We start from the raw sequence: 25,256 nt of genomic DNA on the forward strand, positions 1-25,256 counted from the left end.
CGCTCTACAGGAATGCTAACGGGCAGAAGAGTTGAACAATTTTTTCTAAGTATTGGATACAGCTGTTATAAGCCCAAGAATTTTGAGCATAACCACATACACTATAAATGAGGGGATGGTGGACAAGATGCTAAGATCATCTCACATCATTTTCTGCCATAGCTTAAAGGCGATGTTCCTGCATCGCCCTTTTTTAATGTGAGTAAAATCAATGATAACGTCAACCAACAAATGGAGTAATCGATTTACTCTTATTCCCGCTAACAGAGTCAAATGCCTGCATGCTATAATAGAGTTATACGCGTAACTTATATGGATAGAATAAGGGTCTCCTCGGAGCGGAGGGGCCCTTTTTTATTGGATATACGGTGCCATACATAGCAGGAGGGGAATTAGATGGCAAAAAAAGGACCGAAGCGGCCCACCAGAGATGAGTTTGAGCTGGAAGAGCTGGGTGAAAGATTGGTAGAGGCTAAGCAGGAAGGCACGGAGCTGCTGCTCACCATTTGGGCAGCGGAAGAACAGGTAAGAGGCGTAATTACCACACTCGATTCCAGAACGAAGAAGGTTCATGTGGAATATATGGGAAGCGTAACAAAGGTTCCTTTTTTAGATATTATGAAGATAGAAAGTCCTTATTAATTCGATTAGCTTTGAAGCAAAAGTGCCTCCCTCGTTCAAGGCTGAACGGCTGGGAGGTTTGTTTTTTTTCGCCATCAAGCCTCGTTTGAGCAATGCGAAGGAGAGGTTTATAATGGAATTAGGCTAACGTAAGAAACACTTATTCATTCATGATGGAGGAGGATCTACATACATGTACCCAACACAGCAGCATTTGGAAAAATACGCAGCGCTTGCCGTTAAGGTCGGCGTCAATGTGCAGCAAGGGCAGACGGTGATCGTCATGGCTCCGATTACCGCAGCTCCTCTTGTGCGTCTTATTGCGTCAAAGGCTTATGGAGCCGGCGCCAAAAACGTGCATGTGGAGTATAACGACGAGGAGCTTTCCCTCATTAAATACAAGCAAGCGCCGGATGAGGCTTTCTTGGAATATCCGATGTTCCGCGCAAAGGCTTGGGAGGATTTCGTGGAGCAGGGCGCGGCCTTTATTACTATCTATTCTCCAAACCCCGACTTGCTTAACGATGTCGATCCGACTAGGGTGGCAACGGCTTCTAAGGTGGCATCAACCGCGCTTAGCGGCTATAGAAGCTCGCTCATGAACCATACGAATGCCTGGTCGCTGCTTTCGTATGCGACACCGGGGTGGGCGGCTAAGATTTTCCCTGATTCCGCACCGGAGGAAGCTGTTCAGAAGCTGTGGGAGCGGATTATCGATGCGACCCGCATTGGGCTGGAGGATCCAATCCAGGCTTGGAAGGAACATAACGCAAAGCTGCTCCAAATGGTTGAGGTGCTCAATAACAAACGTTATAAGCAGCTTCAATACGAGGCGCCGGGCACGAGCCTAACCGTTGAACTTCCGGAAGGCCATATTTGGCTGGGCGGCTCCAAGGCGAATGCCAAAGGGATTTTCTTTAATCCGAATATGCCGACGGAAGAAGTATTCACCATGCCGAACAAGGATGGCGTTAACGGAACGGTTCGCAGCACCAAGCCGCTTAATTATAACGGGCAGGTCATCAACGGCTTCTCCTTGACCTTCAAGGATGGCAAAGTAATCGATCATACGGCTGAGCAGGGCTATGAGGCGTTGACTCATTTATTGAACACGGATGACGGGGCAAGACATTTGGGAGAAGTTGCTCTTGTGCCTCATGACTCGCCAATCTCCAATTCCAATGTAACTTTCTTTAATACGCTCTATGATGAGAATGCCTCCTGCCATTTGGCGCTAGGCCAAGCTTATCCGGTCAACCTTAAAGGCGGCACCAAAATGTCACCCGAGGAGCTTCTCGCTCATGGAGCGAATAGAAGCCTTACCCATGAGGATTTCATGATCGGCTCGCCGGACATGAATATCGACGGCGTGACGCAGGATGGAAACCGCGAGCCGATCTTCCGCAACGGCAATTGGGCGATTTAGTTAAATTAAAGAAAAGGCTCTGGTTCCGCAGTTTATGCTGCCAAACCAGAGCCTTTGTCATGCAAACGCCGTTAATGCCGTTTCAGAAATAAAACTTTTGCATCTCCGCCGGTACGCCATTGCGCATCAATAGCTCCGCGAGGGTCTCGCTGGCAGCGGGCGAATCGCCCGATATCAGCAGCCGGACGGCAAATTTATTCGCTTGACGTTCGTATTTTCCCGCATTGAAAAACGATTGCTCATCCAGCCAAAAGCGGTTAAAGCCCGGATGAAGCCGATCATGCCCAAGCTCATGGGCGCACACGAACCTGCGCCAATCCTCAGGCAGCTTATCGTGAATGACGATAAAGCGGCGCCTCAGCTTTTTGAAATAGAGGCCTCTCGTTCCTTCGCCAAGATCAGCATACCGGATATGAATGCCAATGCCCTCGGCGATGGTGAAGGGGTCGTTGGTCTTGAATTTCCGGATGAGCTTCAAAATCAATTTATCCATAGCAACACCTACCCTTGGGCATCATCAGGAGCATGGCCTGCCGCCTCGGTCTTTTTTTTGTGTTTATTCATTTGTTTCGCTTCCCAGAATAGCCCGGTCAGCACATCCATGACGCGCTGACGGTCAATGGGGCTCATCGGCACGCCGTCGAACATGATTTCCCCGTCTTCCTCCAGCAGCTTCTTGAAATCACGCTTATCCTTATACGTCGCCCATTCGGGAATTGTTGCTGCCGCAGCGCCTCGTCCAAGCAAATAATCGGTCGTCGTATGAAGGATATCGGCTAGCTTTTGCAAATCCTCGCTCGTTGGCGTCACGCGGTCATTCTCGATATGCCCCAGATTGGATCGGCCCATTTCGAGATGGGAGGCGACCTCCTGCTGCGTTAACCCGTGTTCAACTCGCAATTGCTTAATTCTCGCTCCTAATGACATTATGAATACCCTCCATTTTCGTTAAATGGTATTTTAGATACTTGACGGTAATTAAAATACCCAATAAAATGAGTTTCATCAGATAGACTCTTATTATTATGTACGAAGGTAGATAGAATGATAGTTTTAATACTCTTTTTTTTAGTCTAATGCTTGATTTCGATAGTGTCAATACCGTGGATGCGCGATAGTTTTTTGAAGGAAGAGTATTTTAATTACCGAAAGGATATTTTTTTTAAAAAAATAAGAACATATGTTCTTATTATGGTTGTTTTTTAAGCTCTATTTATCACTTTTAATACAAACACAAAAAGAAAGGATGCTGCAATCGAATGGAGAACAAGGAGATCTATTTGTCCGGCAATGAGCTTGAAACCTTTAAGAACTATCAAGAAAGTCATGACAAGCTATTTAAGGACCGTGTCATTCAACGCTTTTTTGAAAATAAGAGCCACGTTAAGCTGTTAGTTGGTTGTATGAATGGTGATGCTGCTTGCATGCAGCAGCTGGAGGAGACCTTTCGAAAGTATTTTTTTGAATACCGCTTTACCAAATATTTGGCGGGAACGATTCGCTTTTATACGATTGAGTTGCTGCGGAATCAACAAAAATATAAGCAGCGAAACCAGCTTATTTTTGACTCGCCGGCTTCCGATAAAGGTGAAGCAACCATGGGAGAGCTTATGCTGTCAAACCTAACCGATCAACCCTTCAGCCTCTCATACACCTCAGATCCATGCCAAATGGAAGCATCGTTTACGAATGATGACTTAACGGCTGTCTTTGAAGCTCTCTCCGGAAAACAACGCTTTGTCGCTGCTTTAGCATACGGCCTGCGCTATCAGGACAATGAAATCGCCAAAATACTTAAAGTAAGCCCTCAAGCAATAAGCAAATCGAGAAATAAAACATTAGAAATCATACGCTGCTCGCTTGCCGGAAAGGGGGTGAAATAATGCTGGAGACTTTAGCGATTACGCCTCTGCTTGCAGCGGTTGGGCAGGTTGGATTTCCGATTGTTCTGGCTGGTTATTTGCTTATTCGATTCGAGAGAAAAATTGAAGCTTTAACTGCCTCCATAACGGAATTGATTCATGCTGCCCGCAGTAAATCAAGCGAAAGCGAGGACAGCGATGGTTAAAATGCTGTTTGATAAAGTGAAGGCGGCACAGCTGGGAGATAAGGAGTCATTATGGGTGATCATCGAAGCATTCACTCCGGCTATTCGACAAGCAAAGCATCAAACAAATCGAAACGAACAGGATGATGTACAGCAAGCGATTATTGAAATGCTGATCCATAAAATTCTCTCCTACGATTTATCTCAGACATTGGATTACTCTGCTTTTTGCAAGCTGAATCAATGCGAGTCAAATGCCAAGTTAAATAGGTTAGAGAGAAACGACTACAGGGAGGAGGGATATTGATACCCGGGATGCATGACCTTGAGCCAAACACCGCAGGTGCGATGCGGATTCCCGCTTTAGGCATTTGCGCATTTACTGCAAAAGCCCATACGCTTTTCGCCCTGAATCATAGGATACTGTGTACGTTAACAAAAAGGAGATGACCACATGAGTTATGGAGTAGCGGGAGCAAATGTTGGACCTGGACACTGCGCGCCTTATCCAGTTGCGGGCGTAGGCACGGGCTGCGGCGGCGGTTTTTCTAACATTGGTTTTATTCTAGTCCTCTTTATCCTACTTGTCATAATTTCTCGTTCTTGTTGGTAATTTTTCGAAATATAAGAAAGTATAAATTTTAACCTTATACGATGCTTATATTTCACCGTGAAACGAGCTTTTGCCGCTTAGGACGTCGGCAGCCGTTTATGCTTGGCTAGTGCCTGTTCTTAAGTTTCACTAAGCGTATTTCCACTACCTGCAAGTATAAATAACAGCCCCAAGTGCCTGAGCGCTTGGGGCTGTTATAGCTGTGCGATAGGGACGAGCTAGATTCAGGCTTTATTCTGTAATGGTTTTCGCGACCAAAATCAAATCCAAGATGTCGACAGCGCCGTAGATCGTAAGACACTTTGAAGATTGAACTTAACAAAATGCACAAACTGTTAAATTGGTGAAAACGCATGCTGATTCTATTGTATAATTTAGCTATACATTTTCGAGTGGGAGGTGTTACCTCTGAGACCATCTCAAGGTGTGAATACCGTCCAACCAATCCGTGACCTGGAGAAGATCCGTCAGCTAAAAGAACTGCTAATACATCGATCTTATCGGGACTATTTTTTGTTTTTTATGGAGATCAATTCGGGCCTTAGAAGCAGTGACATTCTGCCTCTGCGAGTTTGTGAGGTGAAGGCGGCCATGCATCTTAAGGTACGAGAAAAGAAGACCGGTAACTCCCGGCGTATTTTAATAACGGATACACTTAGAAACGAAATCTAAAAGTATTGCCGGTCATTGGGGGATTCGGATTATTTGTTTCCTTCACGGAACGGTGATAAGCCGATTAGCCGCGTACAAGCCTGGAATATTATTAATGCTGCTGCGCGGGATGCCGGAATTCAGGACTCGATTGGGACACATAGCATGAGAAAGACATTTGGTTATCACTTTTATCAAAAGTATAAGGATTTGGCTTTGCTTCAACAGATTTTCGGCCATTCATCCCAATCCGTGACAATACGATATATTGGTATAACAGATGACATGATTGATCAGGCCATGCAGAACTTTTCTTTGTAGGGATAATACAAGCGAAGCTGTCATAACCCGCAAAGTAGATGTTAATAAATGGTGTTAACTTGACTACTAATTGCTTATTGTTCCGTTTTTCGATTTGTAATCGAAAAACGACGAATATACAGTGGTAACATGCCGCAATCATCTGAGCTTTATGAGACTCGTTAAAAGTGGAACTTTCCAATTCCAAATACTAACATTTATTTACAGACGTTTGCCCCTGGTGTCAGCTATGCTGGTACTGGGCCATTAAGCTAAACGGGTAGTATAGCGTAATCCTAAATCCTTCAATAGTGCTTTTACTCAAGATCATTTAAGGCTAAAATAGAATAATAACGAGATAACAAAGGAGAATGTCCATGAGAAGTTTAAAGGTTGCGGACATTAATACATTGACTAACAATGAAAAACAAGCAATCATACTCTTAAAAGAACGGCTCGAACAGAACTTTAAACTTGTAAAACTGATCATGTTTGGCTCTAAAGCTCGAGGCGATCACAATGAACATTCCGATGTAGATTTAATGGTGTTAGTTGAAGATCCAAAGACAACAGAGATGCGAGAAAAATTGTCGGCGTTACAATTTGATGTAATTATGGAACAAGACGCTCCATTAATGAGCACAATAGAGAATTATAAAAATTGGCTTGAAGAAAAAGATATTTCCTTACCTTTCAAGGATAATATCGAAAGCGAAGGTGTTGAAATTGAGATATAGTGAAGCGACCAAGCTAATGTTGAAGAAATCTGAAGGATCATTTCAATCAGCCAAGACCGATATAGAAAATCAAATATACGATAGAGCCGTGAGTTCACTCTATTACTCTGCTTTTCAGGCAGTGACAGCTTACATGTTGCATAAGGAAATCAGAAGCAAAAGCCATACACAAGTTCGATCATTTGTGAATAATGAGTTGATCCGCCCTGGACTTATATCCATTGAACTCGGAAAAATGTACAACAAACTAATGGATATGAGAAGTGATGCTGATTATAGTGATACGGTTACATTTTCCAAAGATCAGGTAGAGGGATTGTTTGAAAAAGTTAGAGAATTTAATCAATCAATTCGTAATATAACTTAGTCACAGCCTCAAAATCAGTACTAGACGGTCAGCCCAACAGGATTGAGCGGGCCGCTTTGCTGCGCTCCTTCCTCGGTCACTACCACCACGTCCCCCAGCATAATGCCAGATTGCAGTTAGCGCCGAATGTGCTTCAGCATGTGTTTGTCTTTCTCTTTCCGTGCAATCCGGCATATCAGGATGTCATGATTGATGCGGTCGAAGAATTGCGAGGTCGAGATCGACACAAATCGGTATCCCTCTTGGATGTATCGTTTGGCTTGTCTTACCACATCGTTTCCCTTCTGCTTTCTGGAGTCCCATACTCACGTACTACGGGGTCTGCTGCACTCTGCCGTTCACCGGTAGCCTTCTCCGAAAGTCTTAGACTGACGATGCGCCATTAAGCTAAACATTCCTGTAAGGCCTAAGATTTGGCCTTTGTCAAAAAAGGAGCGCCTCGGTATGATGGGTTTGTCGACGGGTTTATAACCCAACACCATCAAGGAGGCGCTCTTATTATGAAGTTTAAGCAATCAGACGGACAAAATCAACGCATCGAACGAATTTCCACATCTCACCTTGTTGTGGGTATAGATATCGCGAAGGAAACTCATGTCGCACAAGCAACTAATTTTCGCGGCATCGTACTTAGTAAGCGGCATCTTACATTCTCAAATACAATTGAAGGATTCGAAAAATTAGAACGATGGATCGAGGGAATTGGGCAGAAACACCGCTTAAAGGGTCTCATAATCGGCTTGGAGCCGACCGGACACTACGGGTATAACCTGGCCAATTGGCTTGCCGACAAGGGCAAGAGCGTTGTCATGGTGAATCCGGCCACCACCAAACGAAACAAGGAGAACCGCGATAATTCTCCCTCCAAAAGTGATCCGAAGGATGCGCTTGTCATTGCTGACGTGAACAGCCGAGGCTACTAATATGAATACTCGCGACAGGCAATCGTCTTTCAGAAGTTGCGAACGATTATGAGTGACGAATAGTGTACGGCTGCAGAACCGGATCATTCGCTGGTTAGACATTCGGTTCCCCGAGTATATCTCGGTGTTTAAAGACTGGGCCTGCAAACGTTCCTTAGCTACGTTTAAAGAATTCCCTTCTCCGCAGGATCTTGCGTCTCTGTCCGTATCAGAGGTGATCACGGGATGGAGAGAGCATATGAAGCGAGCCGGCGGCTCCACTGGCATGCAGAAGGCTGCGCAGCTCATCGCTCACGCTAAGAGCAGCATAGGCGAAACGACTGCCCTGTGCATTAACAAAATCACTTGAAGTGATGCAATCCGTTCTTCAAGATATTCCTTTGCGGATAAGCTGACGGCAAGTTTTGTGGTGTTAGGATCGATGCCATTACAATCGGCTTTCGGTACAAGGTACTCTTCGAAATTCTTATGCTGTCGGCTTCCGACAAGGATACGTCCCCGGAACGAACATAATTTCTCAGTTCTGTTAGTACGCCATGCTGCTAGGCAAGATGATTCTGACGAAGGAACAATTGGAGGAGCGCTTTTAGACTTACCGGTTTGGCAGATGAAGCGATCGGAAGCATACAATTCTATTTATCGGCTTGGCGTTTCTTGCGAACGACTGCTGCGACCAACAACAGAAGAGGCAATACTAGGCCATAAGTTGTCGCATACACCCCCCATACGGGAATGAAGTTCATTAAGTAGGTCGAATTGGGAATCGCCAAGATAGAGAGAACGATCAATATCATGGCGAGCGGAAGCGTTATGACTTTATAGTCTCTTAAGTTTAAGCATTGGGTCAGACCTAGTGCGGTTATGTAGAACATGAGGACAAGCCTGAAATAACTTGTAATAAACCAGATGATCGCCATAATGGCTTCAATTCTTTCCAAAAAATCGCCGATGCTAATATTTTTGGTGATGACATAGCTTGGAAACGTATTTCTGGCCGTTTGATCCGCTCCGAGAACCAGTATCGATAAAGCCGTTATAACACACAATATGATTCCGCTGAGCAACACACCGACAACCATCGCTTTTCCCGCTTTCTCTGTTCTGTTTACATACGGGTAAACCATTAACAATATGACAGGCTCCAAAAAGGGAAAGCTGAAAAAGGGAATCGCGGCCATCACGATCGGCTTAATCCCTCCTTCCATTATGGGCAGCATGTTCTCAACCTTTATTTGCGGGGATATGAACATAACCAGAAGAACAAACAGCAGCATGATCCATGGGAAAAAGATCTCCGCCGCGCGGGATAAAGGCTCCAGACCAAGTCGGGCGCCCATTACAACAACCGCCATGAATAAGATGTGAACGGCATGAATCGGGGTCTCCGGAATGACCTGCGTTGTCAAAAAATCGCCGATATTCCGAAGCGTCAGCGCCGCGATCAGAAAGGGAAAGCCGATGAAAAACAATAAAGAGACGGCTTTCCCTATGCATCTTCCAAGTATCTCCTCGGTATATTCGGCAAAGGTCATATCGGGAAAGCGCCTGCCCAGCGCATTATACAAAGGGATGATCGTAAGCGCTGCTCCTACGGTCAGTAGCGCGGCGATCCAGGCGTCTTGCTTGGCCGCGACGGCAAGAAAGGACGGAATAATCAGGATGGCGACACCGACGATGTAAAAAGTGACCAATATAGTCAATTGACGAGCCGATATTTTTTGGTGTTTTTGAGCCATTTTCGGCCCCCCTCCTTATTTCAACAGGCGTGTTAAGCTATCGCTGAGCGGCTTATATATAAAGGAGATCCAGTCCAGCGGGTTTGGAATTTTGACATGCAAGCTTTGTGCGATGCTAAGTCCGGCTCCAATAAGGAGTAAAACGGAAAACACCCACAGCTCCTTTTTCCATTTTTTCTTCCTTAGGGCAGGAACCTCGAGTATCGCAATCGCAATCGAAACGGTTAGAATTCCGGCAATCGCCAACATCGTATTCGCTCCTTTACTCTTTCATTTCTTGTATAAATGAATTGTTTACGGTACCGAGACGGCGAATGTTGACGTCCACCTTGACGTTAACGGGCAGTTTGACAAAATAGGCGTCCCATTCCTTTCCAATTTTTTTCCACAGCTTTGGCTCCGAGCGGTGAATGGCTTGGCCGAATCCGAATATATCCGCTTTGTACTTCTTCTGTATTTTTTTGATCGACGCTTCGATGAAGTTCTGCAGCCTTTGATTCGCCAACTGTTCGATCTCCTCAATCGTCGGCGTTTTGGTCAGATCGATACGGCAAGCGACTTCGCCCACGTTCGCTTCTATCCGAAGGTTCGCTTCGATGGAGGGTTTGCCGTTTTCGAGCTTGCCTTTGATCGTTCGTTTCGACCGGATGACCTCGAGTGTTATGGAGCCTCCGTTCGGACAATTCACGACGCCGACCGTACTTTTTACGTGACCGGTCAAGTAGTTATACGTTTTGCTTTCCAGCTCTGTCAACCAGCCGATCAATTTATCGCCGCTAAACGCCGCCAGGCCCGTATATTGCAATCGGCCGGACGAATCGATTTCTTCTACGTTTTTTTTGGTTCCCGCCGCCTCTTCGTCCCCCTTTAGTTCGATGCCGGTCAGGATTGCTTGCTTGCCTTCGCTGGTCAGGTCGGACAAAAGCTCGTTTAAGGTAATTTTGCGCGTAGGCGCCCATGCATTCTCCGAGGATTCCAGGGCATTAAACAGATTGACGGCCGGTAATTTTTCCATCGGCGTCATGACGTTCAGAATATTTTTCGCTTTTGTATGTTTGGCCACGATGATGTAGAAATCGGTTCGCATCTCTTGGTCTCTGGACAATAAGTCGAGCACATCCGCGATACCTTCTCTGGCGAGCGGCTCGCCGATAACAAGGATACGAACATGAGCCCCGTATATTTTTCGCGGGCTTTGCTTCGTCATCTTACGCAGCGCCTCGAGTACGGAAGCGCCGGTCGCATGATATAAGACAACCGGAGGACGCCCGCTGGCTCCTTTCATGCCCGCTGCTTCTCCCGGAGCGACGACTTGAGCGGACACCTCGTATTGATCGTCCGCTTTATCGATTCCTATGCCGATAGCGATCCCGAGCGTATTCAATTCCCGGCGGTTCCAGCAGCCGGTGACGAGCGCGAGCATAACGACGAGTAGAAGCGGTATTAACCATTTTCGGGGCATGACATGGACCTCTCTTATTCTCTAGGCTGCGGTTTCGAGGGCTGCGCGGTTTGCTCGCGAATGACATTTTTTTGATTGATCAGCCGCGGGCGGGAAAATAGAGCCCAATGAGGCATTCGAATCAGCGTATCCTTGAGATCGGGAATAGTCATAGGCGCGAACGGGCTCATATATGGCACTCCGAAGGAACGCAAGCTGCACAAATGAAGGACAAGCGCGATGATTCCGACAATAATGCCGAAAATACCGAACGAAGCGGCGAGTCCCATCAAAGGAAAACGGAGCATGCGAATCGATATGGACATGTTGATGGATGGAAATACAAAGCTGGATATCGCCGTAATCGACACGACGATAACCATGGCGGCCGATACGATGCCGGCATCAACCGCCGCTTGTCCGATAACGAGCGTTCCCACGATCGAAACCGCTTGTCCGATCGTCCGGGGCATTCGGATGCCGGCTTCCCGCAATATTTCAAACGTAATCTCCATCATGAGCGCCTCGATGAACGCGGGGAAAGGGACGCCTTCGCGTTGAGAGGCCAAGCTGATCAAGAGCTGGGTAGGCAGCATTTCCTGATGAAAGGTGGTGATCGCGATATAGAGCGATGGACCGAGCAGCGCGATCATAATACCGATAAAACGAAGAAGGCGAATAAGGCTGCTAATATCCGCGCGCTGATAATAATCTTCAGCCGAGTGAAAGAAGGAAATGAACAGCGCTGGAACGACCAGCACGAACGGCGTTCCATTTACGAGAATGGCGATTTTCCCTTCCAGCAGCTGGGCTGCTATCACATCCGGGCGCTCCGAATTGTAGATCGTCGGGAAAGGCGAATACGCTTCATCCTGAATCAATTCCTCGATATAGCCGCTTTCCAGAATGGCGTCGATATCGATCCGATCCAGACGCGCGCGCACTTCTTCGACGATTTTGTCGTTCGCAATTCCGTTGATGTACATGATGACAATGTTCGTTTTAGTTACCCTGCCGATTCGTTTGCTCTCAAGCCAAAGATTCGGATCGTTAATTTTTCTGCGGATCAAGGCCACATTGGTGTGCAAGCTTTCCGTAAAGCTTTCCCTTGGACCCCGGACGACGGCTTCATTGACCGGCTCCGACACGCTGCGTCTTTCCCCGCCGCACATTTCGATACTGAACCCTTGCGGATACCCATCCAATAAGAGGATAAGGCTTCCGGATAATAGGGACAGAAGAAGAGGGCCGAAATCCGTCACGGCCTCAATATCGCCTGCCGAATGCAGCGAATCTTTCAGCAGAGGCAGATCAATTCCTGTAGTCTCCGTATCCGCTTTTTGAAGGTTAAGGTTAAGCGTCTCGTTAATGAAGTCATTGGCGGATTGGATATCCGTGAGCCCGGTGGTATAGCAGATTCCTGCTCTAAACTGTCCTTCCGAACCGATCCGGATCTCTCTGATGACGATGTCGTCGCTATTTCCTAACGCTGTTTTTATATATCCAATATTTTCTTCCAGGCTTGCATAGAGCGGCTGCGGTTTAACACTCATCGACTGTCCCTCATCTGTGTTGTAAATTGGCTGTTTGTTCCATTATTCCCTGAGCGCAGGTTTATAAACTTCAATGTCGAATTGCATGGTCAGACCTTTTTTCTCTATAAATCGATGCCCAGCAATAATAAAGGAAGGAATAGCCCGTACGTTAATGAATAGGGCGTCCATATTTTGGCGAGAAACGTGTGGAAGTAGGCCGTATTCGGGCTGGCGATCAAAGAGAGCGTAACGGCTATTATTCCTAGAGGCAGCGTTAAAAAACGGTATGATTTCAGGCGAAACGTCTGCGAGATTCCCAAAGCCGAGGCGTAGAAGCAGATCGTAAGCTTGAAAAAAATCGTCAAAAACCAAATGATCGCGAGTATCGCTTCGACCCGCTGGAAGAAGCCGGCAATATTGATTTGTTGCGCGAGCATGTAGCTGGGAAACGACTGCGTTTAATTAGTCGCCTTTGATTAGGCGGTTTTTAGTTGGTTGAAACGATAACGAAATTAACAAAATGACCAATTTGTTAATTTGGTGAAAACGCATGTGGGTAGCTGAAAAGCGGCTTCCAGCAATGCGATTTTCGTTTTTTTTCGGTCCCATAAAAAACTTGTACTTAACATTTTGATTCTATTGTATTATTTAGCTAAACATTTCGGGTGAGAGGAGTGTTACCCCTGAGACCATCTCAAGGTGCGAATACCGTTCAGCCAATCCGTGACCTGGAGAAGACCCGTCAGATTAAAGAGCTGCTCTTACATCGATCTTACCGGGACTATTTTTTGTTTTTTATAGGGATAAATTCGGGCCTTAGGATCAGTGACATTCTACCTCTGCGAGTATGTGAGGTGAAGGCGGCCACGCATCTTAAGGTACGAGAGAAGAAGACCGGTAACACCCGTCGAATTTTAATAACGGATGCGCTCAAAAACGAAATCCAAAAGTATTGCCGTACACTAGGCGATTCGGATTATTTGTTTCCTTCCCGGAATGGGGATAAGCCGCTTAGCCGCGTACAAGCCTGGAATATTATTAATGCTGCTGCGCGGGCTGTCGGCATTCAGGATTCGATAGGGACACATAGCATGAGAAAGACTTTTGGTTATCACTTTTATCAAAAATATAAGGATCTGGCTCTGCTTCAACAGATTTTCGGCCATTCGTCCCAATCCGTGACCAAGCGTTACATTGGAATTACAGACGACATGATTGATCAGGCCATGCAGAACTTTTCATTGTAAAAATGAGTTTAAAATAAGACCGATAAACATGTCATTATATACGTTTAAGATAGGTAGCATGCCTTTGCCCCACTACTAAAACTCCTCAAACTTGAGAAAATTATTGTATATTGCGCATATCCGTAAAGCAAGTGCTGTGATGGCTTTGCGAGCAGTGACATAATTGGTATGGAACTAGAATAAGGGGATGCGGGGGCCAGCTTTTTTTGTGATAATGGTATGATGGACGAAGTCTATGCGAATAGAGCGCCCGACCAAAATGTACAGTAAAAGAGGAACTACTATGAAGAAAAAAATATTACTGGTGGAAGATGAAGAAACTACACGTGAGGGCATTGATGAGTTTTTGACAGTAAAAGGTTATGACGTTATAGCTGCCCAGGATGGAGAAGAAGCAATTAAAGTATTTGAAAGTATGGGGTTTGATTTAGTCATTTTGGATATAATGCTTCCAAAGGCGGATGGTTTTACGGTTTTACAAACAATTAGAGAATCTAGCCAAACCTCTGTTTTAATGTTGACTGCAATGGATGATGAATATACGCAAATTATGAGTTTTGAAGAGCAGGCGGATGATTACATGAGTAAACCTTTTTCCCTTGCCGTGTTAGAAAAACGAATTGAGGCTTTGTTGCGAAGAAGCAAGCCTGATTATAATAAAGAGTTATGGATTTATGAGGATACGAAAGTAGATTTCTCCGGGTTTAGCGCAACATATAAAGGGTCGGAGATAGATGTAAAACCAAAAGAGATAAAATTATTATATCTATTGGTAGAGCATGCAGGACAGGTTCTTTCACGCGAACAGATCCTTGATCGATTGTGGGATCATGATGAGACGCCTCTTGATCGCGTCATCGATGTGTATATAAAGAATCTCAGAAAGAAACTTCATCTTGATTGTATAAAAACAGTAAAAGGTGTGGGGTATAAATATGAGGAATCCATATGAAAAAGCTGAAGTTATTTCCTAAAACTTTTCTATACACGATCGGCATCATGAGTGTTATTGTATTGCTGGTTCATGGTTTGATGTATGTTCTGCTGCCTTCTTTTTATCTCGATCAAAAGAGAGAGGAAGTCAGTGTGAAGGCAAACGAACTTATGGATACTTTAAAAGAAACAAGTGAAGAACAAGCGATTAAAATCGCCGAAAAGTATGCGATTCAGCATAACGTGAATATTATACTCGGTATTAATGATAAAATTTATCGATACCAAGGGTTTACGCCCATTGATATTTACTATAATCCTGCAGACGTGAAAGACTCGGCAAGTATGCTGCCAGTTGATGAAAACCAAACCATACAAATAGGATCGCCGGGGTCCCTATCATCTTATAAAGTGATACTTGAAAAAATAACATTTGAAAATAAAGATCATCTGCCTTATGAGCTGCATCTTATGTTAAGTATTCAACCGGTAGATGAAACAAAGCAGGTTGCGTTTAAATTACTTCCTTATTCTATAGCCATCAGCTTTATTATCTCTCTTATTGCGGCATATATTTACAGTAAGGTAATTACGAGACCGATTCAGAACATTTTGCGCGTTACAAAAGAAATGGAAACACTGAAAAAAGACAGCTATTGTATCGTGGATAGTGAAGATGAAATCGGGATGTTAGCGGAAAATATTAATGCTTTATATGATACGTTGTGGCATACCATTGAATCCTTGGAACAAAAAATCAATGATATTAGTGAGGTAGAAAAGGAAAAAGTGGAGTTTTTACGCGCAGCCTCCCATGAATTAAAAACTCCGTTAACGTCTCTGCATATTTTATTGGAAAACATGAAATATAATATTGGGAAATATGGCGATAGAGATTTCTATTTAGGAAAAGCGGCTGAAATGGTGATGGAGTCGACGGAAATGGTGCAAAATATATTAAATACAAGCAAATTGCAGACTGTGTCACATGAGGAACAGAAAGAAAAGCTAGATGTAAGGGAAGTTTTATTAGAAACTATCGAATCCTATAAAATTTTGGCAAAAGCAAAAGAAATTCAATTGACCCTTCAAGTAGAAGAAACTTGCTTTTTTTATATGAACAAAGAAGCTTTGAGAAAAGTGCTCTCCAATCTTCTCTCGAATGCTATAAATTATACTGGCGTAGGGAAAAAGGTTGAGATTCAAATGGTAGGCGGATGCATTTCTATAGAAAATGAGTGTACACCACTTTCCGGGGAAGTGTTGGCACATATTTTTAAAGCTTTTTATCGACCTGATTTCAGTAGAAATAAAAAAGATGGCGGGACTGGCTTAGGCTTATACATTGTGAAAAATATTTTAACACATGCGAATCTCCGCCACTCTTTTACCCCAAGTGACTTAGGGATGAAATTTATTATTGAATGTCCGCCTGTTGACGAACAATAACGATTATGACAGTAGAGTAAGCGTGTTTGGAAATGACGAAATCATTTCTAGACACGCTCTTTTTGGTTCTCTTTGATCCATCACAAATGTGCATGGAACATTTCATCTACGTTTCATATTGGACATGTAAGCTGACAATATCAAGCCAAGGAGGAACTTACATGTCAATCATTAAACGTGCATGGTACTATGTCACAAGAAAAAAAAGCAAGTCGCTGCTCATGTTTCTTATCTTATTCGGGATTGCAACTGCTACGATTAGCGGAATCGCAATTAAGAAAGCCACTGTCGATACAAGAGATCAAATCAATCAATCGATGAATGCCGGCTTCAGGCTAAAAGGCAATTTGCTAAACAATCCCGGTATTGGCGGGCGTGGTTTTGGGAATGTCCCCGCTTCAGCAATTGATCAAATCAAGGGGATCGAAGGGGTTGCAAAATATAATGCCCGAATAATTGGAGAGGTTGATTTAGTAGATTTAAAGAAAGTCAAATTAACCAATCCTCGAATACAGCAGGATGATTCAATAATGAAAGGCTACGAAAGTTTCTCGAGTTTAGACGGAATGACAGACTCTTCTTTAGATAATAAGTTCATTAGCGGCGTTCTTACACTTACAGAAGGAAGACATATTACGAAAGAAGATAAACAAAAAGTATTAGTTAACGAGGAATTTGCGAAACTCAATCATCTTAAACTTCACGATAAGATCTATGTAAAGGCAAGTGAACTTGCCTCGATTCGTCCTAGCGAAGGCGGAAGCAATGAACAAATTCCTTTGGAAATTGTCGGATTGGTTAGTGGAAGTAATATGAACAGCGCAACAATGGAATCCGAGTTGGTGGAGAATGCCATCATTACGGATATTCAAACGATAATGATGCTGAATGGCTATGACGACAAGACAGCTCTTTACCAAGAGGTCAAATTCTATGTGAATGATCCGAAAGAATTGCCGGGCGTTCTTAAAAAGGTACATGAGTTACCAATTGACTGGTCAAATTACGTGATTGAAAACTCAAGCAGCGACTACCCGGCTTTAACAGGCTCTTTAGATAGTATGGATGGGCTCATTAATAAGATGTTGATTGGAATTGTGGTCGTCAGTGCGATTATCCTCTCCCTCGTTCTCGCCTTTTGGATCAACGGGAGAATTCATGAGACGGGTGTATTACTATCATTAGGTGTTTCGAAAATAAGCATTATCACTCAATATGTTGTTGAATTATTATTTATCGCTGTCGTAAGCTTCGGATTATCTTATTTCTCGGGACAGGCCATTGCACAAAATATTGGCGATAGCATGGTTCAGCAAGCGAATGAAGCAGGTACAATGAACTTGCAGCAAAGTCTCGGCGGTATGCAGTTGGGAGCGGACCCTGATACAAGTACAGTTAGTAAAACATTAGATGGTATTGATGTGTCAATTACACTTGCTGAAATGGGCTATGTGTGGTTAATCGGCGGATTAATCATTTTACTATCGGTCTGCATCTCATCGATCTTTATCATCCGGTTAAAACCTAAAGAAATACTGTCGAAAATGAGTTAGGAGGGGACATGATGGCTATTTTGGAATTGAGCAATGTTTCATATGCATATAAGAATAAAAAAGATAAAAAAGTCTTGAACAATATCAATGTGGCGTTTGAAAAAGGGGTATTTTACGCCATTCTGGGGACATCCGGTTCGGGTAAAACAACATTATTATCGCTGCTTGCAGGGTTAGATGATCCGCAAACAGGCGAGGTGCGATTTGCCGGGGAGGATCTTAAGGCAAAGGGCTATCGAAATCGTCGGAAAAACCAAATTTCATTAGTCTTTCAAAATTATAATTTGATTGATTATGTGACGCCTATGGAGAATTTAAAGCTCGTCAACAAGCAAGCGAGTAAACAAATATTATTAGATTTTGGGCTGGAAGAGCATGAAATCAATCGAAACGTATTGCAATTATCAGGCGGTCAGCAACAACGTGTAGCGATTGCAAGAGCGCTCGTATCCGACGTTCCGGTTATTTTAGCTGATGAACCGACTGGTAATCTAGACGAAGAGACGGCGGATGATATTGTGAAGGTCCTGATGAATAGCGCACATCGGCAAGGGAAATGTGTAATTGTCGTGACGCATAGTAAACAACTTGCCAGTCAAGCAGATGTTGTCCTTCAACTGCAACAACAAAAGCTGTTAAAGAAGTAAACATTTACACAAAAAAAGGAGCCACATTATGAAAAAATCAGTTATTGCATTACTATTAGGTGTTTCGATAACAGCACTTAGTACAGGTTGTTCCCAGAATATATCCGAAAAGCCAGCAAAGAAGCCTACTCTTTCTTCTGAATAAACAGTAGACAAGAAGCAGGAAATTAAACCTTATGGGAAACTAGTCGATGTCAAAGGCAAGAAGATGAATGTTCTCGTTACAGGTGAAGGAAAACAGACAATTGTGTGGATTCCTGGTTATGGTGATATTGCCCCAGGTTTGAGTTACACGAAAATGCTGGAGGAGCTTTCACCTCACTATCGGGTTGTTGTCGTTGAGCCTTTCGGTTACGGTTTGAGCGATATAATTGATGAACCGCGTACGATTGAAAATATTACTGAAGAAATTCATGAAGCTGTAAAGCAAGTCGGTGTGGATAAGTATATTCTAATGGGACATTCAATTTCAGGAGTCTATGGGATGAAATATATTGATCGTTACCGCGATGAGGTGACTGGTTTTATAGGGTTAGATTCAAGCACGCCAAATATGCAAGGTTGTTGCCAACAAAAATGTAATTGATGAGAACAATCGAATGAAGGAAAACTTCGATAAGTCTAAGGAATCACTATTTCCTTCTGATTTGCCTGTTGCTTTTTTCCTGGCCAAAGAATCGATAGAAAGCTGGAAATTGTCCCCTTTTAAAAATAATTATTGGATAAAAATGCACAAGGATTTGATTAAGGATTCCAGCTATGCAGAGGTTTATGAAATTGATGCCGACCATCTGCTCTATACGACAAAATACAAGGAAATCACAGAGAAATTGAATAAATTTCTGGCTAATGTACCGTCAGCATCATAATAGTTGTGAATAAGGATGAAAATAAGGACAGGACATAATTAAGACAATGAAAAGTGATGCCAATAATGATCAAATATGGGATCTCCGAAATTGAGTTTATTCGACAAATTATGATATTTTGACTAGTAACTTGATGGCGAGGAGATCCGCGGTTACGTTCAAAAGCTAAAAATCTGTACAAAGTAACCTTGGGGCATCCGTAATTGGATGCCCCATATATTTTCGCCGTTAGGCCCGATACGGGGAACCGTACCACAAGTAGGGCGAAATTTTTTAGTGGGATAAAGCTATTTCCTTGTTGTGGAAGATGGGTTATAAGCAGATGCTATACACCAGGATCTCCGAAGAGTGGATAAGAAACGCAGAAATGCCCCGACCCGCCATGGTCAAGGCATTCTTCTTTGTTTAGAAGATTCTTATATAACGGTTTACTGTTTATACAGTTCCACGTCATCGAATACAGCCCAGTCATTGGTGCCGCCTTTGTAATCGGTTGCAAAACCGTATTCGATTTGTCCGTTGGTAACTTGAATATTTGATATGGTGACTTGGTTCCAAGAGCTGCCGTTTACGTCAACAGTCCGCTCTACACCGCCGTAATCCTTCACGTACATGCGGCAGTAATTGTAATTAGCAGCGCTGCTTTTGGCGACCCATGCTTTTAAGGTATAGAGTCCGTCTTCTAATCCGGTTTTCCTTTGATACGTGTATACGAAAAAAGGAGTAGCTTTGGAGTGCTGCAGCTTATAGTCTCCGCTGTGGGTTCCGCCTGGGTGATATGTGGCAAAACTAGCATCCGTGTCCCCGGATTCCAGCCACCCGGTCGGAGCTTGACCGCCGGCGGCTTCAAACCCACCATTTTCTACAGGAGTGCTGGAGTAGACTCTTACGTAATCAATTTCAAAATTGGATGGAAGATAGGCGTCAACGGGATTTCCAGCATGCCCTTCAATACTCATAATGACGTTTCGAGGTTGTGTGGCGAATTCCTTAATGACGGACGCATTATATTCCCAGTACTTTACCCCATCCAGATAGAACCGAAGCTTGCCGTCCCGACGTTCCAATCCATATACATGATAGTCATTGTCGAGGGACACTGATGCGTTATATTTCTTGTTTCCGGCCACAAAATGAAAGTCAGGGCTTCTTGGCCAAGTATGAAGCGTACTTTCGACTCGTTGTGGAGCTCCATCAGGATCCAGCGATTCCTGCATATCGATTTCTATATTCGGATTGCTCCACTGGATAGGTTCATCCGATAACCAGAGCGCCGCGGTTACATTGGCATTTTTGTTGATCATTTTAGCTCGGATTTCGGTATACGAGTTTGCGCCCACCTGAAATTTCGACTTCAAAACGCCTGCCGTGTAGTACTTGCCATTGTAGGTTTCTTTCTTGGCAGCCAGCTTCAGAATACCATCGGATACGCTGACGTTGTCCGGATTGAAAGCAAATACGCCGGAGGTATCATACCAGAGAGAAGTGCCCCATTTGGATGAGTCAAGACTGTCGAACTCATCGCTTTTGCTGAAGTCTTGCGTCCATACGGTACCGCCTGGACCAGCTGCATTAGCTGGCGCAGCATTGTTTGAGAACAGCATCCACGCAATCAGCATTGTTGCTAGAGACAATTTGGCAAACCTTGTTCCCATTTCTTTTTTCCTCCTTTGGTTGAAGAACCCTGAATTCTAGAATGGTGGTTCTTCATTATCGTAGCAAGAAAGCTCCCCGCAAAAAAGGAAGCAAATTAAATAAAAGGTACGCAATTTCAACGTATGTAAACGCTTCCCAACTAGCTGGCTATTTCTAAACCTAATGAGATAGCGATAATAACACCTCCATTCTGTCGCATTGTACCGGGAAGCCGACGAGATTAATCGGCGGCAAACCCTGTATTTTGTGCGATTTCAATATTTCGGGTTGTATCCGCATCCGCATAAATGCCTGACTCATACCGAGTAGTCGTTGAAAAGCATTTATTGTTCGCTATTGTCACATCCGACGCATGAAGCAGATGAATGGTGCCTCGGTAGACCTCATCATAGATCGGCGCTTCTTCCTGACTGGAGCCGTAATGATGCTGCTTTAGCGGCACTTGGTTCGCATTGATGATGGTATTTCCCTGAACCGTAATATTGCGGCAGGAAGAAAGGAACATCGCCATGCGAGGGCTGTTGACGATCGTGTTATGCTCGATCCAGATGTCACTGAAGATCGGATATGGCGTTCTTCCGCCAGGCAGATATACCCCCATGTAAATTACAGCCATTTGCCAAGCGTTCAGATCGCAATTGCGGAAGATGTTATGGCGAATCGCCACCTGCTTCACGCCGGTTCCTTCCGACCATCTGGATTCGCAGCCGGATTCGATTTGAATCGCTGCCCCTTGAATATTCTCAAACAAGTTGTGCTCAACGATGCCATGCGAGCCGTGAATCAAGATGCCGCGAGCCCGGTTATGGGTAAAGCGGTTGTTGCGGATGATGAAATGATCGGTGGAGAATCTACGGTTAAACAACACCGAATTCTCATCCAGCAGTTCTGGAAGGACATCCTCAAACGTAAGCGTGCATGTATGCTCATCCTCGTTGTAGCTGACCCCGACCAGCGGAGAACTGAACTGCATCGGCGACAAGTCCGGGTTACGCAGCTCTAGGATGTCCCCGACTTGGAACAGCAGAGAATTTTTTCTTACTCTCAAGGCCGTTAACGTATGATGGTCCACACGTTTGACTCCCATTGAGGTGTTGTCATGGATATTAATGCAGTCGTCTCCCGCATAGCCGAACTCGCAATCCTCAATGATGAAATGTCCTTTGGAGTTGGCAATATGGAAGCAGTCCACAGAAGTGGAAATCGGGCGGTCTGTGCCGGGACGCTGCGTAATCTTGCAATGATCCAGGTGAATATGGTGAATGGCGCCGTTGCCAACAAAGCCGCTTCCTGGACACGAATAGATGGTGACACGGTCGACAGTGATGTGGCTGCTGTCAAATAGGAAAACAGCGACTGTATCATACTCATAGTGCCGCAGATTGTAGCATTGTCCCGGCTTGATCCGCGCAGCTGTCCAAGCGGGCTTGGAAGCGTAAAACCGCATCGTATTCGAGTCGATCTTTTCCATGCCGAGAATAATGTTCGACAGCTCCCGGACGAGCTTCTGCATCTCCGCGTCTGTCTCTGCCTGCTCGCTAAGGAGCGGGTGCTCATTCTTATAAGGGCGGTACTCGATGCCGCCGGTCGTCCCAGGCGTGTAGCGAACGGGATTAAACGGCCCGACGATATGGATCCGCCATTGGTCGGGAATCTCGATATAAGCCGGGAACTCCATATCGAAGTAAGCCCCGTCTTCTTCGACGTTCGTAACAACCCCCACACTGGCTAGAGGAGCGACCTCCCAGTTCCAATCCAGGACAAGGCGGTGCAGCCGAACCCTGTGGCAATTGATAACCTTCGTAAACATCTTCGGGTAACCGAACCGGAGCTCTGACCCGCAGCCGTCCACAGTAAAATCGGTCAACCCGTCAAAGGTCAAAAAAGCATCCCCAGGAGGGGGGGATTGAAAGTAATAAACGCCATTTGGAATGAGGAGCTGTGAGGCTCCTGTTTCCTTGCAATAATCGATTGCCTGTTGAAACGCTTGCTGGTTGCAGAATGAAGGATCCGTAGAGGCGCCGAAGTCGATCACATTTATGACACGTTCCTTTGACGGTTGGGGCAAATCAATAATAATATTCAGCATTTCGTTCGTTAACATGAATTTTCACCCTTTCACTCCAGATGACATTACGCTTTGCTTCAATTGTTTGGAGGACAATACGGTCACCAATATAACCGGAACAATCATGACGAGTGAAAGCCCGAGAATGAAGTTTTGCTTCGTATTGCCGTTCATGGACAGGTTGTACAGCGCTACATTCAAGGTCCAGAGACTTTGGTTTTCAGTAACCATCCATGCCCAGAAGAAATCGTTCCAGTTGCCGATAAACGTCTGCAGAGCGATCAGCGAGATGATCGGCTTCGACAGCGGCATCATAATTTTTGCATACAGGAAGATGTTGCTTGCCCCGTCTATTCTTGCGGCTTCAAAGTAATCGTTAGGAATGCGGTCAAAAAAGCCTTTGAATAAGTACACATAGAATCCGAATGGGTATAGGAACGGCAGCAGGAGCGCGATATAATTATTGTAAAATCCCATTGACTTATACATAATCAACTGTGGCAGCATGATGGACGCGAACGGAATCATCATCGCTCCCAGAAAATATAGAAGCACATAGCGTCCAGCCTTTGGACTGAGTAATCTGGAAATGGCGAAGGCGGTTATCGAACATAGAAAAACCTGCGTAATAATTGCCCATCCGATGACAATAACCGTGTTGAAAATAAACGTCAGGAAGCCAAATTGGGCAATTGTCGCATTCTGCGAATAGACATTGGACGGCATCTGCAGATAGTACACGAAGCTTTCCAGCAGCAGTACATTTTTGGTTTTCACGCCAGTGCTGGTCAATTTGCCGCTGATATCGTATTTCTCGGAAAATAAACCCGACATCGTCGTGGTATACTTGTCACTCAAGTCCGACATTTTGGGTTGGTTGTCAAGGCCGTTCGGATCGAATTCGTAGCCAATCGTATCGTTCGCTCTAACATAGCGGTCTCCGTAGAGCAGCACATCGGATTTCACTACACTGCCTTGGTAGACGCCAAAGTCGCGAATCAGCTCCAGCTTCATCTTATGGGCTCTCGAATAAAAAACGATCTTGTTGTCCTTCACCCCATAAAATTTGATCTCAAATATCGATTCTCGCGGCAGTTCGTAGCCGATCGAGAACATGGCGAGCGCATTGTCGCGCATCGCGGCATCGAGTAAATCCTGCTCCTTACTTGATCCTAGATCGGAATAGTCGACGATGATGGTCATACTTTGCGCCCGATCCGGGAGGATGCTAGGCGGCATGTCGTAAATCTTCACATTGTCTTTAGCCGAATTGCTGATCGTATAGAGCAGCGGATAGAGCAGCAGGGCGATAAATCCGATGGTAATGGCGTAAGCGACGATCTGCAGCCACTTGTCCGCGCCGCTTTTTCTTTCTTTTTCCATGCTTAAGACCTCCTCCTTCTAGTCTTTTTCTGTACGGTCCAGTCGCATTTGTATAGCGGATACGATGGCAATGACAACCAGCAAGACCATAGAGGCTGCGGAGCCCCGACCGTAATTGAAATCCTGCTTGAAGGTGTTAAAGATATAGATTCCCATAGAAGTTGACGCGCCGCTCGGACCGCCGGAAGCAAACATATAAGGGATATCGAGAATTTGCATCGTCTGGATCACCGCCATGACCAGCTGAATAAAGATTAAGAATCGGATGTTTGGCAAAATGATATAGCGAACTCGCTTCCAACCGACGCAACCGTCCAATTGAGCGGATTCCACGATATCTTTGGAGATGCCTTGGATTGCCGACAAATAGAGCAGTACGCTGATTCCTCCTCCGATGACGCCCGGGAAGATGATAGAGAACTTCGTTAAGGAAGGATCGCTTAACCAGGCTTTGGGCTGGCCTCCGAAAAAGGTAACGATCTGATTCGCAACACCGTAATCCGGATGCCAGATCCATTTCCAAATGATGACGTTTACAGCAGTCGGGATAAGCGCCGGCAGGATGTATAGGGTCATAAACGCCTGCTTCCAGCGCGATATTTCATTAAGAAACAGAGCTTGAATAATCGGAATAAAAAAAGCCATAATTAAACTCAGGATCAGAAAGGCAAATGTATTCTCCCAAGCCTGCCAGTAGTAACTTGTGGAGAACATGCGGCTGTAGTTGTCGAATCCAATAAATCTGCCGGGAGAATTGATCGGATCGTAATCGAAAAGAGAAATATAAAACGCTTTAAAAATAAGGTAGTACTTGAGCCACGCGGTCAATAAAATAGGCGCCGCGAGCAATAACCATGGAGCAAGCTTGTGTCTGGTTGAATATTTTTGATTCAGCCATTTTTTTGAGGGTGTTTGGGCTGCCATGATGTAACCTCCGTTTCTGAATATATGAGCTTGAATATTAGCTTATCAATCGACGGCGGCAGGCGGTAGGATACAAAATTAATTTTGTAGGGACACTTTTTTTACTTTTCATGCGGGTATCAAGTTGTTG

The 25,256-nt window shown here is 44.7% G+C and carries 27 protein-coding genes and 3 pseudogenes; 18 read left to right on the forward strand and 12 right to left on the reverse strand.

Annotated features, from left to right (window positions below; genetic code table 11):
- Window positions 1-396 precede the first annotated feature (396 nt).
- Window positions 397-642: a YolD-like family protein gene (locus RCO25_RS11800; RefSeq protein WP_308996342.1), complete on the forward strand. Its 246-nt coding sequence runs from the start codon at window positions 397-399 to the stop codon at window positions 640-642.
- 172 nt (window positions 643-814) lie between these two features.
- On the forward strand, window positions 815-2,047 hold the full coding sequence (locus tag RCO25_RS11805) for an aminopeptidase (protein WP_308996343.1): 1,233 nt from the start codon (window positions 815-817) through the stop codon (window positions 2,045-2,047).
- Between the two features lie 82 nt (window positions 2,048-2,129).
- Here RCO25_RS11805 and RCO25_RS11810 read toward each other — a convergent pair whose 3' ends face one another.
- A complete protein-coding gene (locus tag RCO25_RS11810; RefSeq protein WP_308996344.1) occupies window positions 2,130-2,540 on the reverse strand; it encodes an ImmA/IrrE family metallo-endopeptidase in 411 nt (136 codons plus the stop codon).
- Window positions 2,541-2,548: 8 nt separating this feature from the next.
- Window positions 2,549-2,974, reverse strand: coding sequence for a helix-turn-helix domain-containing protein (locus RCO25_RS11815; protein ID WP_308996345.1), 426 nt, complete (start codon window positions 2,972-2,974; stop codon window positions 2,549-2,551).
- Window positions 2,975-3,306: 332 nt separating this feature from the next.
- Between RCO25_RS11815 and RCO25_RS11820 the strand changes: the two genes are divergently transcribed.
- The 9 genes and pseudogenes from RCO25_RS11820 (at window position 3,307) to RCO25_RS11860 (ending at window position 8,034) form a co-directional block, all read left to right on the forward strand.
- Window positions 3,307-3,930: a sigma-70 RNA polymerase sigma factor region 4 domain-containing protein gene (locus RCO25_RS11820; RefSeq protein WP_308996346.1), complete on the forward strand. Its 624-nt coding sequence runs from the start codon at window positions 3,307-3,309 to the stop codon at window positions 3,928-3,930.
- Window positions 3,930-4,115 carry a YvrJ family protein gene (locus RCO25_RS11825; RefSeq protein ID WP_308996347.1) on the forward strand — a complete coding sequence of 62 codons (186 nt, stop codon included), beginning with the start codon at window positions 3,930-3,932 and terminating at the stop codon, window positions 4,113-4,115. The genes RCO25_RS11820 and RCO25_RS11825 overlap by 1 nt, the downstream gene beginning before the upstream one ends.
- Window positions 4,108-4,401 carry a helix-turn-helix domain-containing protein gene (locus RCO25_RS11830; RefSeq protein WP_308996348.1) on the forward strand — a complete coding sequence of 98 codons (294 nt, stop codon included), beginning with the start codon at window positions 4,108-4,110 and terminating at the stop codon, window positions 4,399-4,401. Before RCO25_RS11825 ends, RCO25_RS11830 begins: the two co-directional genes overlap by 8 nt.
- A gap of 147 nt (window positions 4,402-4,548) precedes the next feature.
- Window positions 4,549-4,707, forward strand: a complete 159-nt coding sequence (locus RCO25_RS11835; RefSeq protein ID WP_308996349.1) for a sporulation protein YjcZ — start codon at window positions 4,549-4,551, stop codon at window positions 4,705-4,707.
- 426 nt (window positions 4,708-5,133) lie between these two features.
- A pseudogene (locus RCO25_RS11840) lies at window positions 5,134-5,679 on the forward strand (site-specific integrase).
- Window positions 5,680-6,035: 356 nt separating this feature from the next.
- Entirely contained in the window at window positions 6,036-6,395 is a 360-nt protein-coding gene (locus RCO25_RS11845; protein WP_308996350.1) for a nucleotidyltransferase family protein, read from the forward strand.
- Window positions 6,385-6,762: a HEPN domain-containing protein gene (locus RCO25_RS11850; RefSeq protein ID WP_308996352.1), complete on the forward strand. Its 378-nt coding sequence runs from the start codon at window positions 6,385-6,387 to the stop codon at window positions 6,760-6,762. The genes RCO25_RS11845 and RCO25_RS11850 overlap by 11 nt, the downstream gene beginning before the upstream one ends.
- A gap of 500 nt (window positions 6,763-7,262) precedes the next feature.
- Complete coding sequence (locus RCO25_RS11855) at window positions 7,263-7,685, forward strand: IS110 family transposase (protein ID WP_308996354.1); 423 nt, start codon at window positions 7,263-7,265, stop codon at window positions 7,683-7,685.
- A 52-nt stretch (window positions 7,686-7,737) separates the two neighbouring features.
- Window positions 7,738-8,034 carry a hypothetical protein gene (locus RCO25_RS11860; RefSeq protein WP_308996355.1) on the forward strand — a complete coding sequence of 99 codons (297 nt, stop codon included), beginning with the start codon at window positions 7,738-7,740 and terminating at the stop codon, window positions 8,032-8,034.
- On the opposite strand, the pseudogene RCO25_RS34845 reads toward RCO25_RS11860, so the two are convergent.
- The 6 genes and pseudogenes from RCO25_RS34845 to RCO25_RS11885 form a co-directional block, all read right to left on the reverse strand.
- Window positions 8,034-8,218, reverse strand: a pseudogene (locus RCO25_RS34845) (hypothetical protein); the annotation flags it as partial. The gene RCO25_RS11860 and the pseudogene RCO25_RS34845 overlap by 1 nt on opposite strands.
- Window positions 8,219-8,317: 99 nt before the next feature.
- Window positions 8,318-9,421, reverse strand: coding sequence for a GerAB/ArcD/ProY family transporter (locus tag RCO25_RS11865; protein WP_308996356.1), 1,104 nt, complete (start codon window positions 9,419-9,421; stop codon window positions 8,318-8,320).
- 15 nt (window positions 9,422-9,436) lie between these two features.
- Window positions 9,437-9,670 carry a hypothetical protein gene (locus RCO25_RS11870; RefSeq protein ID WP_308996357.1) on the reverse strand — a complete coding sequence of 78 codons (234 nt, stop codon included), beginning with the start codon at window positions 9,668-9,670 and terminating at the stop codon, window positions 9,437-9,439.
- A gap of 13 nt (window positions 9,671-9,683) precedes the next feature.
- Window positions 9,684-10,883 carry a Ger(x)C family spore germination protein gene (locus RCO25_RS11875; protein ID WP_308996358.1) on the reverse strand — a complete coding sequence of 400 codons (1,200 nt, stop codon included), beginning with the start codon at window positions 10,881-10,883 and terminating at the stop codon, window positions 9,684-9,686.
- Between the two features lie 14 nt (window positions 10,884-10,897).
- Window positions 10,898-12,415 (reverse strand): spore germination protein, encoded by a 1,518-nt coding sequence (locus tag RCO25_RS11880; protein ID WP_308996359.1) that lies wholly within the window; start codon window positions 12,413-12,415, stop codon window positions 10,898-10,900.
- Between the two features lie 104 nt (window positions 12,416-12,519).
- Window positions 12,520-12,837: pseudogene (locus RCO25_RS11885) on the reverse strand (GerAB/ArcD/ProY family transporter); the annotation flags it as partial.
- A 243-nt stretch (window positions 12,838-13,080) separates the two neighbouring features.
- Here RCO25_RS11885 and RCO25_RS11890 point away from each other — a divergent pair.
- The 7 genes from RCO25_RS11890 to RCO25_RS11920 all read left to right on the forward strand — a co-directional run bounded on the left by RCO25_RS11890 (window position 13,081) and on the right by RCO25_RS11920 (window position 19,095).
- The gene (locus tag RCO25_RS11890) at window positions 13,081-13,644 is read left to right on the forward strand and encodes a site-specific integrase (RefSeq protein WP_308996402.1); all 564 of its coding nucleotides are present in this window, start codon (window positions 13,081-13,083) and stop codon (window positions 13,642-13,644) included.
- 283 nt (window positions 13,645-13,927) lie between these two features.
- Window positions 13,928-14,596 carry a response regulator transcription factor gene (locus tag RCO25_RS11895; RefSeq protein WP_308996360.1) on the forward strand — a complete coding sequence of 223 codons (669 nt, stop codon included), beginning with the start codon at window positions 13,928-13,930 and terminating at the stop codon, window positions 14,594-14,596.
- A complete protein-coding gene (locus RCO25_RS11900; protein ID WP_308996361.1) occupies window positions 14,593-16,026 on the forward strand; it encodes a sensor histidine kinase in 1,434 nt (477 codons plus the stop codon). The genes RCO25_RS11895 and RCO25_RS11900 overlap by 4 nt, the downstream gene beginning before the upstream one ends.
- Window positions 16,027-16,187: 161 nt before the next feature.
- Complete coding sequence (locus RCO25_RS11905; RefSeq protein WP_308996362.1) at window positions 16,188-17,579, forward strand: ABC transporter permease; 1,392 nt, start codon at window positions 16,188-16,190, stop codon at window positions 17,577-17,579.
- An 8-nt stretch (window positions 17,580-17,587) separates the two neighbouring features.
- Window positions 17,588-18,226 (forward strand): ABC transporter ATP-binding protein, encoded by a 639-nt coding sequence (locus tag RCO25_RS11910; RefSeq protein WP_483874708.1) that lies wholly within the window; start codon window positions 17,588-17,590, stop codon window positions 18,224-18,226.
- 208 nt (window positions 18,227-18,434) lie between these two features.
- The gene (locus RCO25_RS11915; protein WP_308996363.1) at window positions 18,435-18,812 is read left to right on the forward strand and encodes an alpha/beta fold hydrolase; all 378 of its coding nucleotides are present in this window, start codon (window positions 18,435-18,437) and stop codon (window positions 18,810-18,812) included.
- 13 nt (window positions 18,813-18,825) lie between these two features.
- Complete coding sequence (locus tag RCO25_RS11920; protein ID WP_308996364.1) at window positions 18,826-19,095, forward strand: hypothetical protein; 270 nt, start codon at window positions 18,826-18,828, stop codon at window positions 19,093-19,095.
- 428 nt (window positions 19,096-19,523) lie between these two features.
- On the opposite strand, the gene RCO25_RS11925 is transcribed toward RCO25_RS11920, so the two are convergent.
- From RCO25_RS11925 to RCO25_RS11940, 4 genes are all read right to left on the reverse strand, one after another.
- On the reverse strand, window positions 19,524-20,750 hold the full coding sequence (locus tag RCO25_RS11925) for a glycoside hydrolase family 16 protein (protein WP_308996365.1): 1,227 nt from the start codon (window positions 20,748-20,750) through the stop codon (window positions 19,524-19,526).
- Window positions 20,751-20,971: 221 nt separating this feature from the next.
- Window positions 20,972-22,855 carry a right-handed parallel beta-helix repeat-containing protein gene (locus tag RCO25_RS11930; protein ID WP_308996366.1) on the reverse strand — a complete coding sequence of 628 codons (1,884 nt, stop codon included), beginning with the start codon at window positions 22,853-22,855 and terminating at the stop codon, window positions 20,972-20,974.
- A 6-nt stretch (window positions 22,856-22,861) separates the two neighbouring features.
- On the reverse strand, window positions 22,862-24,202 hold the full coding sequence (locus tag RCO25_RS11935) for a carbohydrate ABC transporter permease (RefSeq protein ID WP_308996367.1): 1,341 nt from the start codon (window positions 24,200-24,202) through the stop codon (window positions 22,862-22,864).
- 18 nt (window positions 24,203-24,220) lie between these two features.
- Complete coding sequence (locus tag RCO25_RS11940) at window positions 24,221-25,126, reverse strand: carbohydrate ABC transporter permease (RefSeq protein ID WP_308996368.1); 906 nt, start codon at window positions 25,124-25,126, stop codon at window positions 24,221-24,223.
- Window positions 25,127-25,256 lie beyond the last annotated feature (130 nt).

This window comes from Paenibacillus sp. LHD-38 (genome assembly GCF_031157315.1).
GTDB lineage: Bacteria > Bacillota > Bacilli > Paenibacillales > Paenibacillaceae > Pristimantibacillus.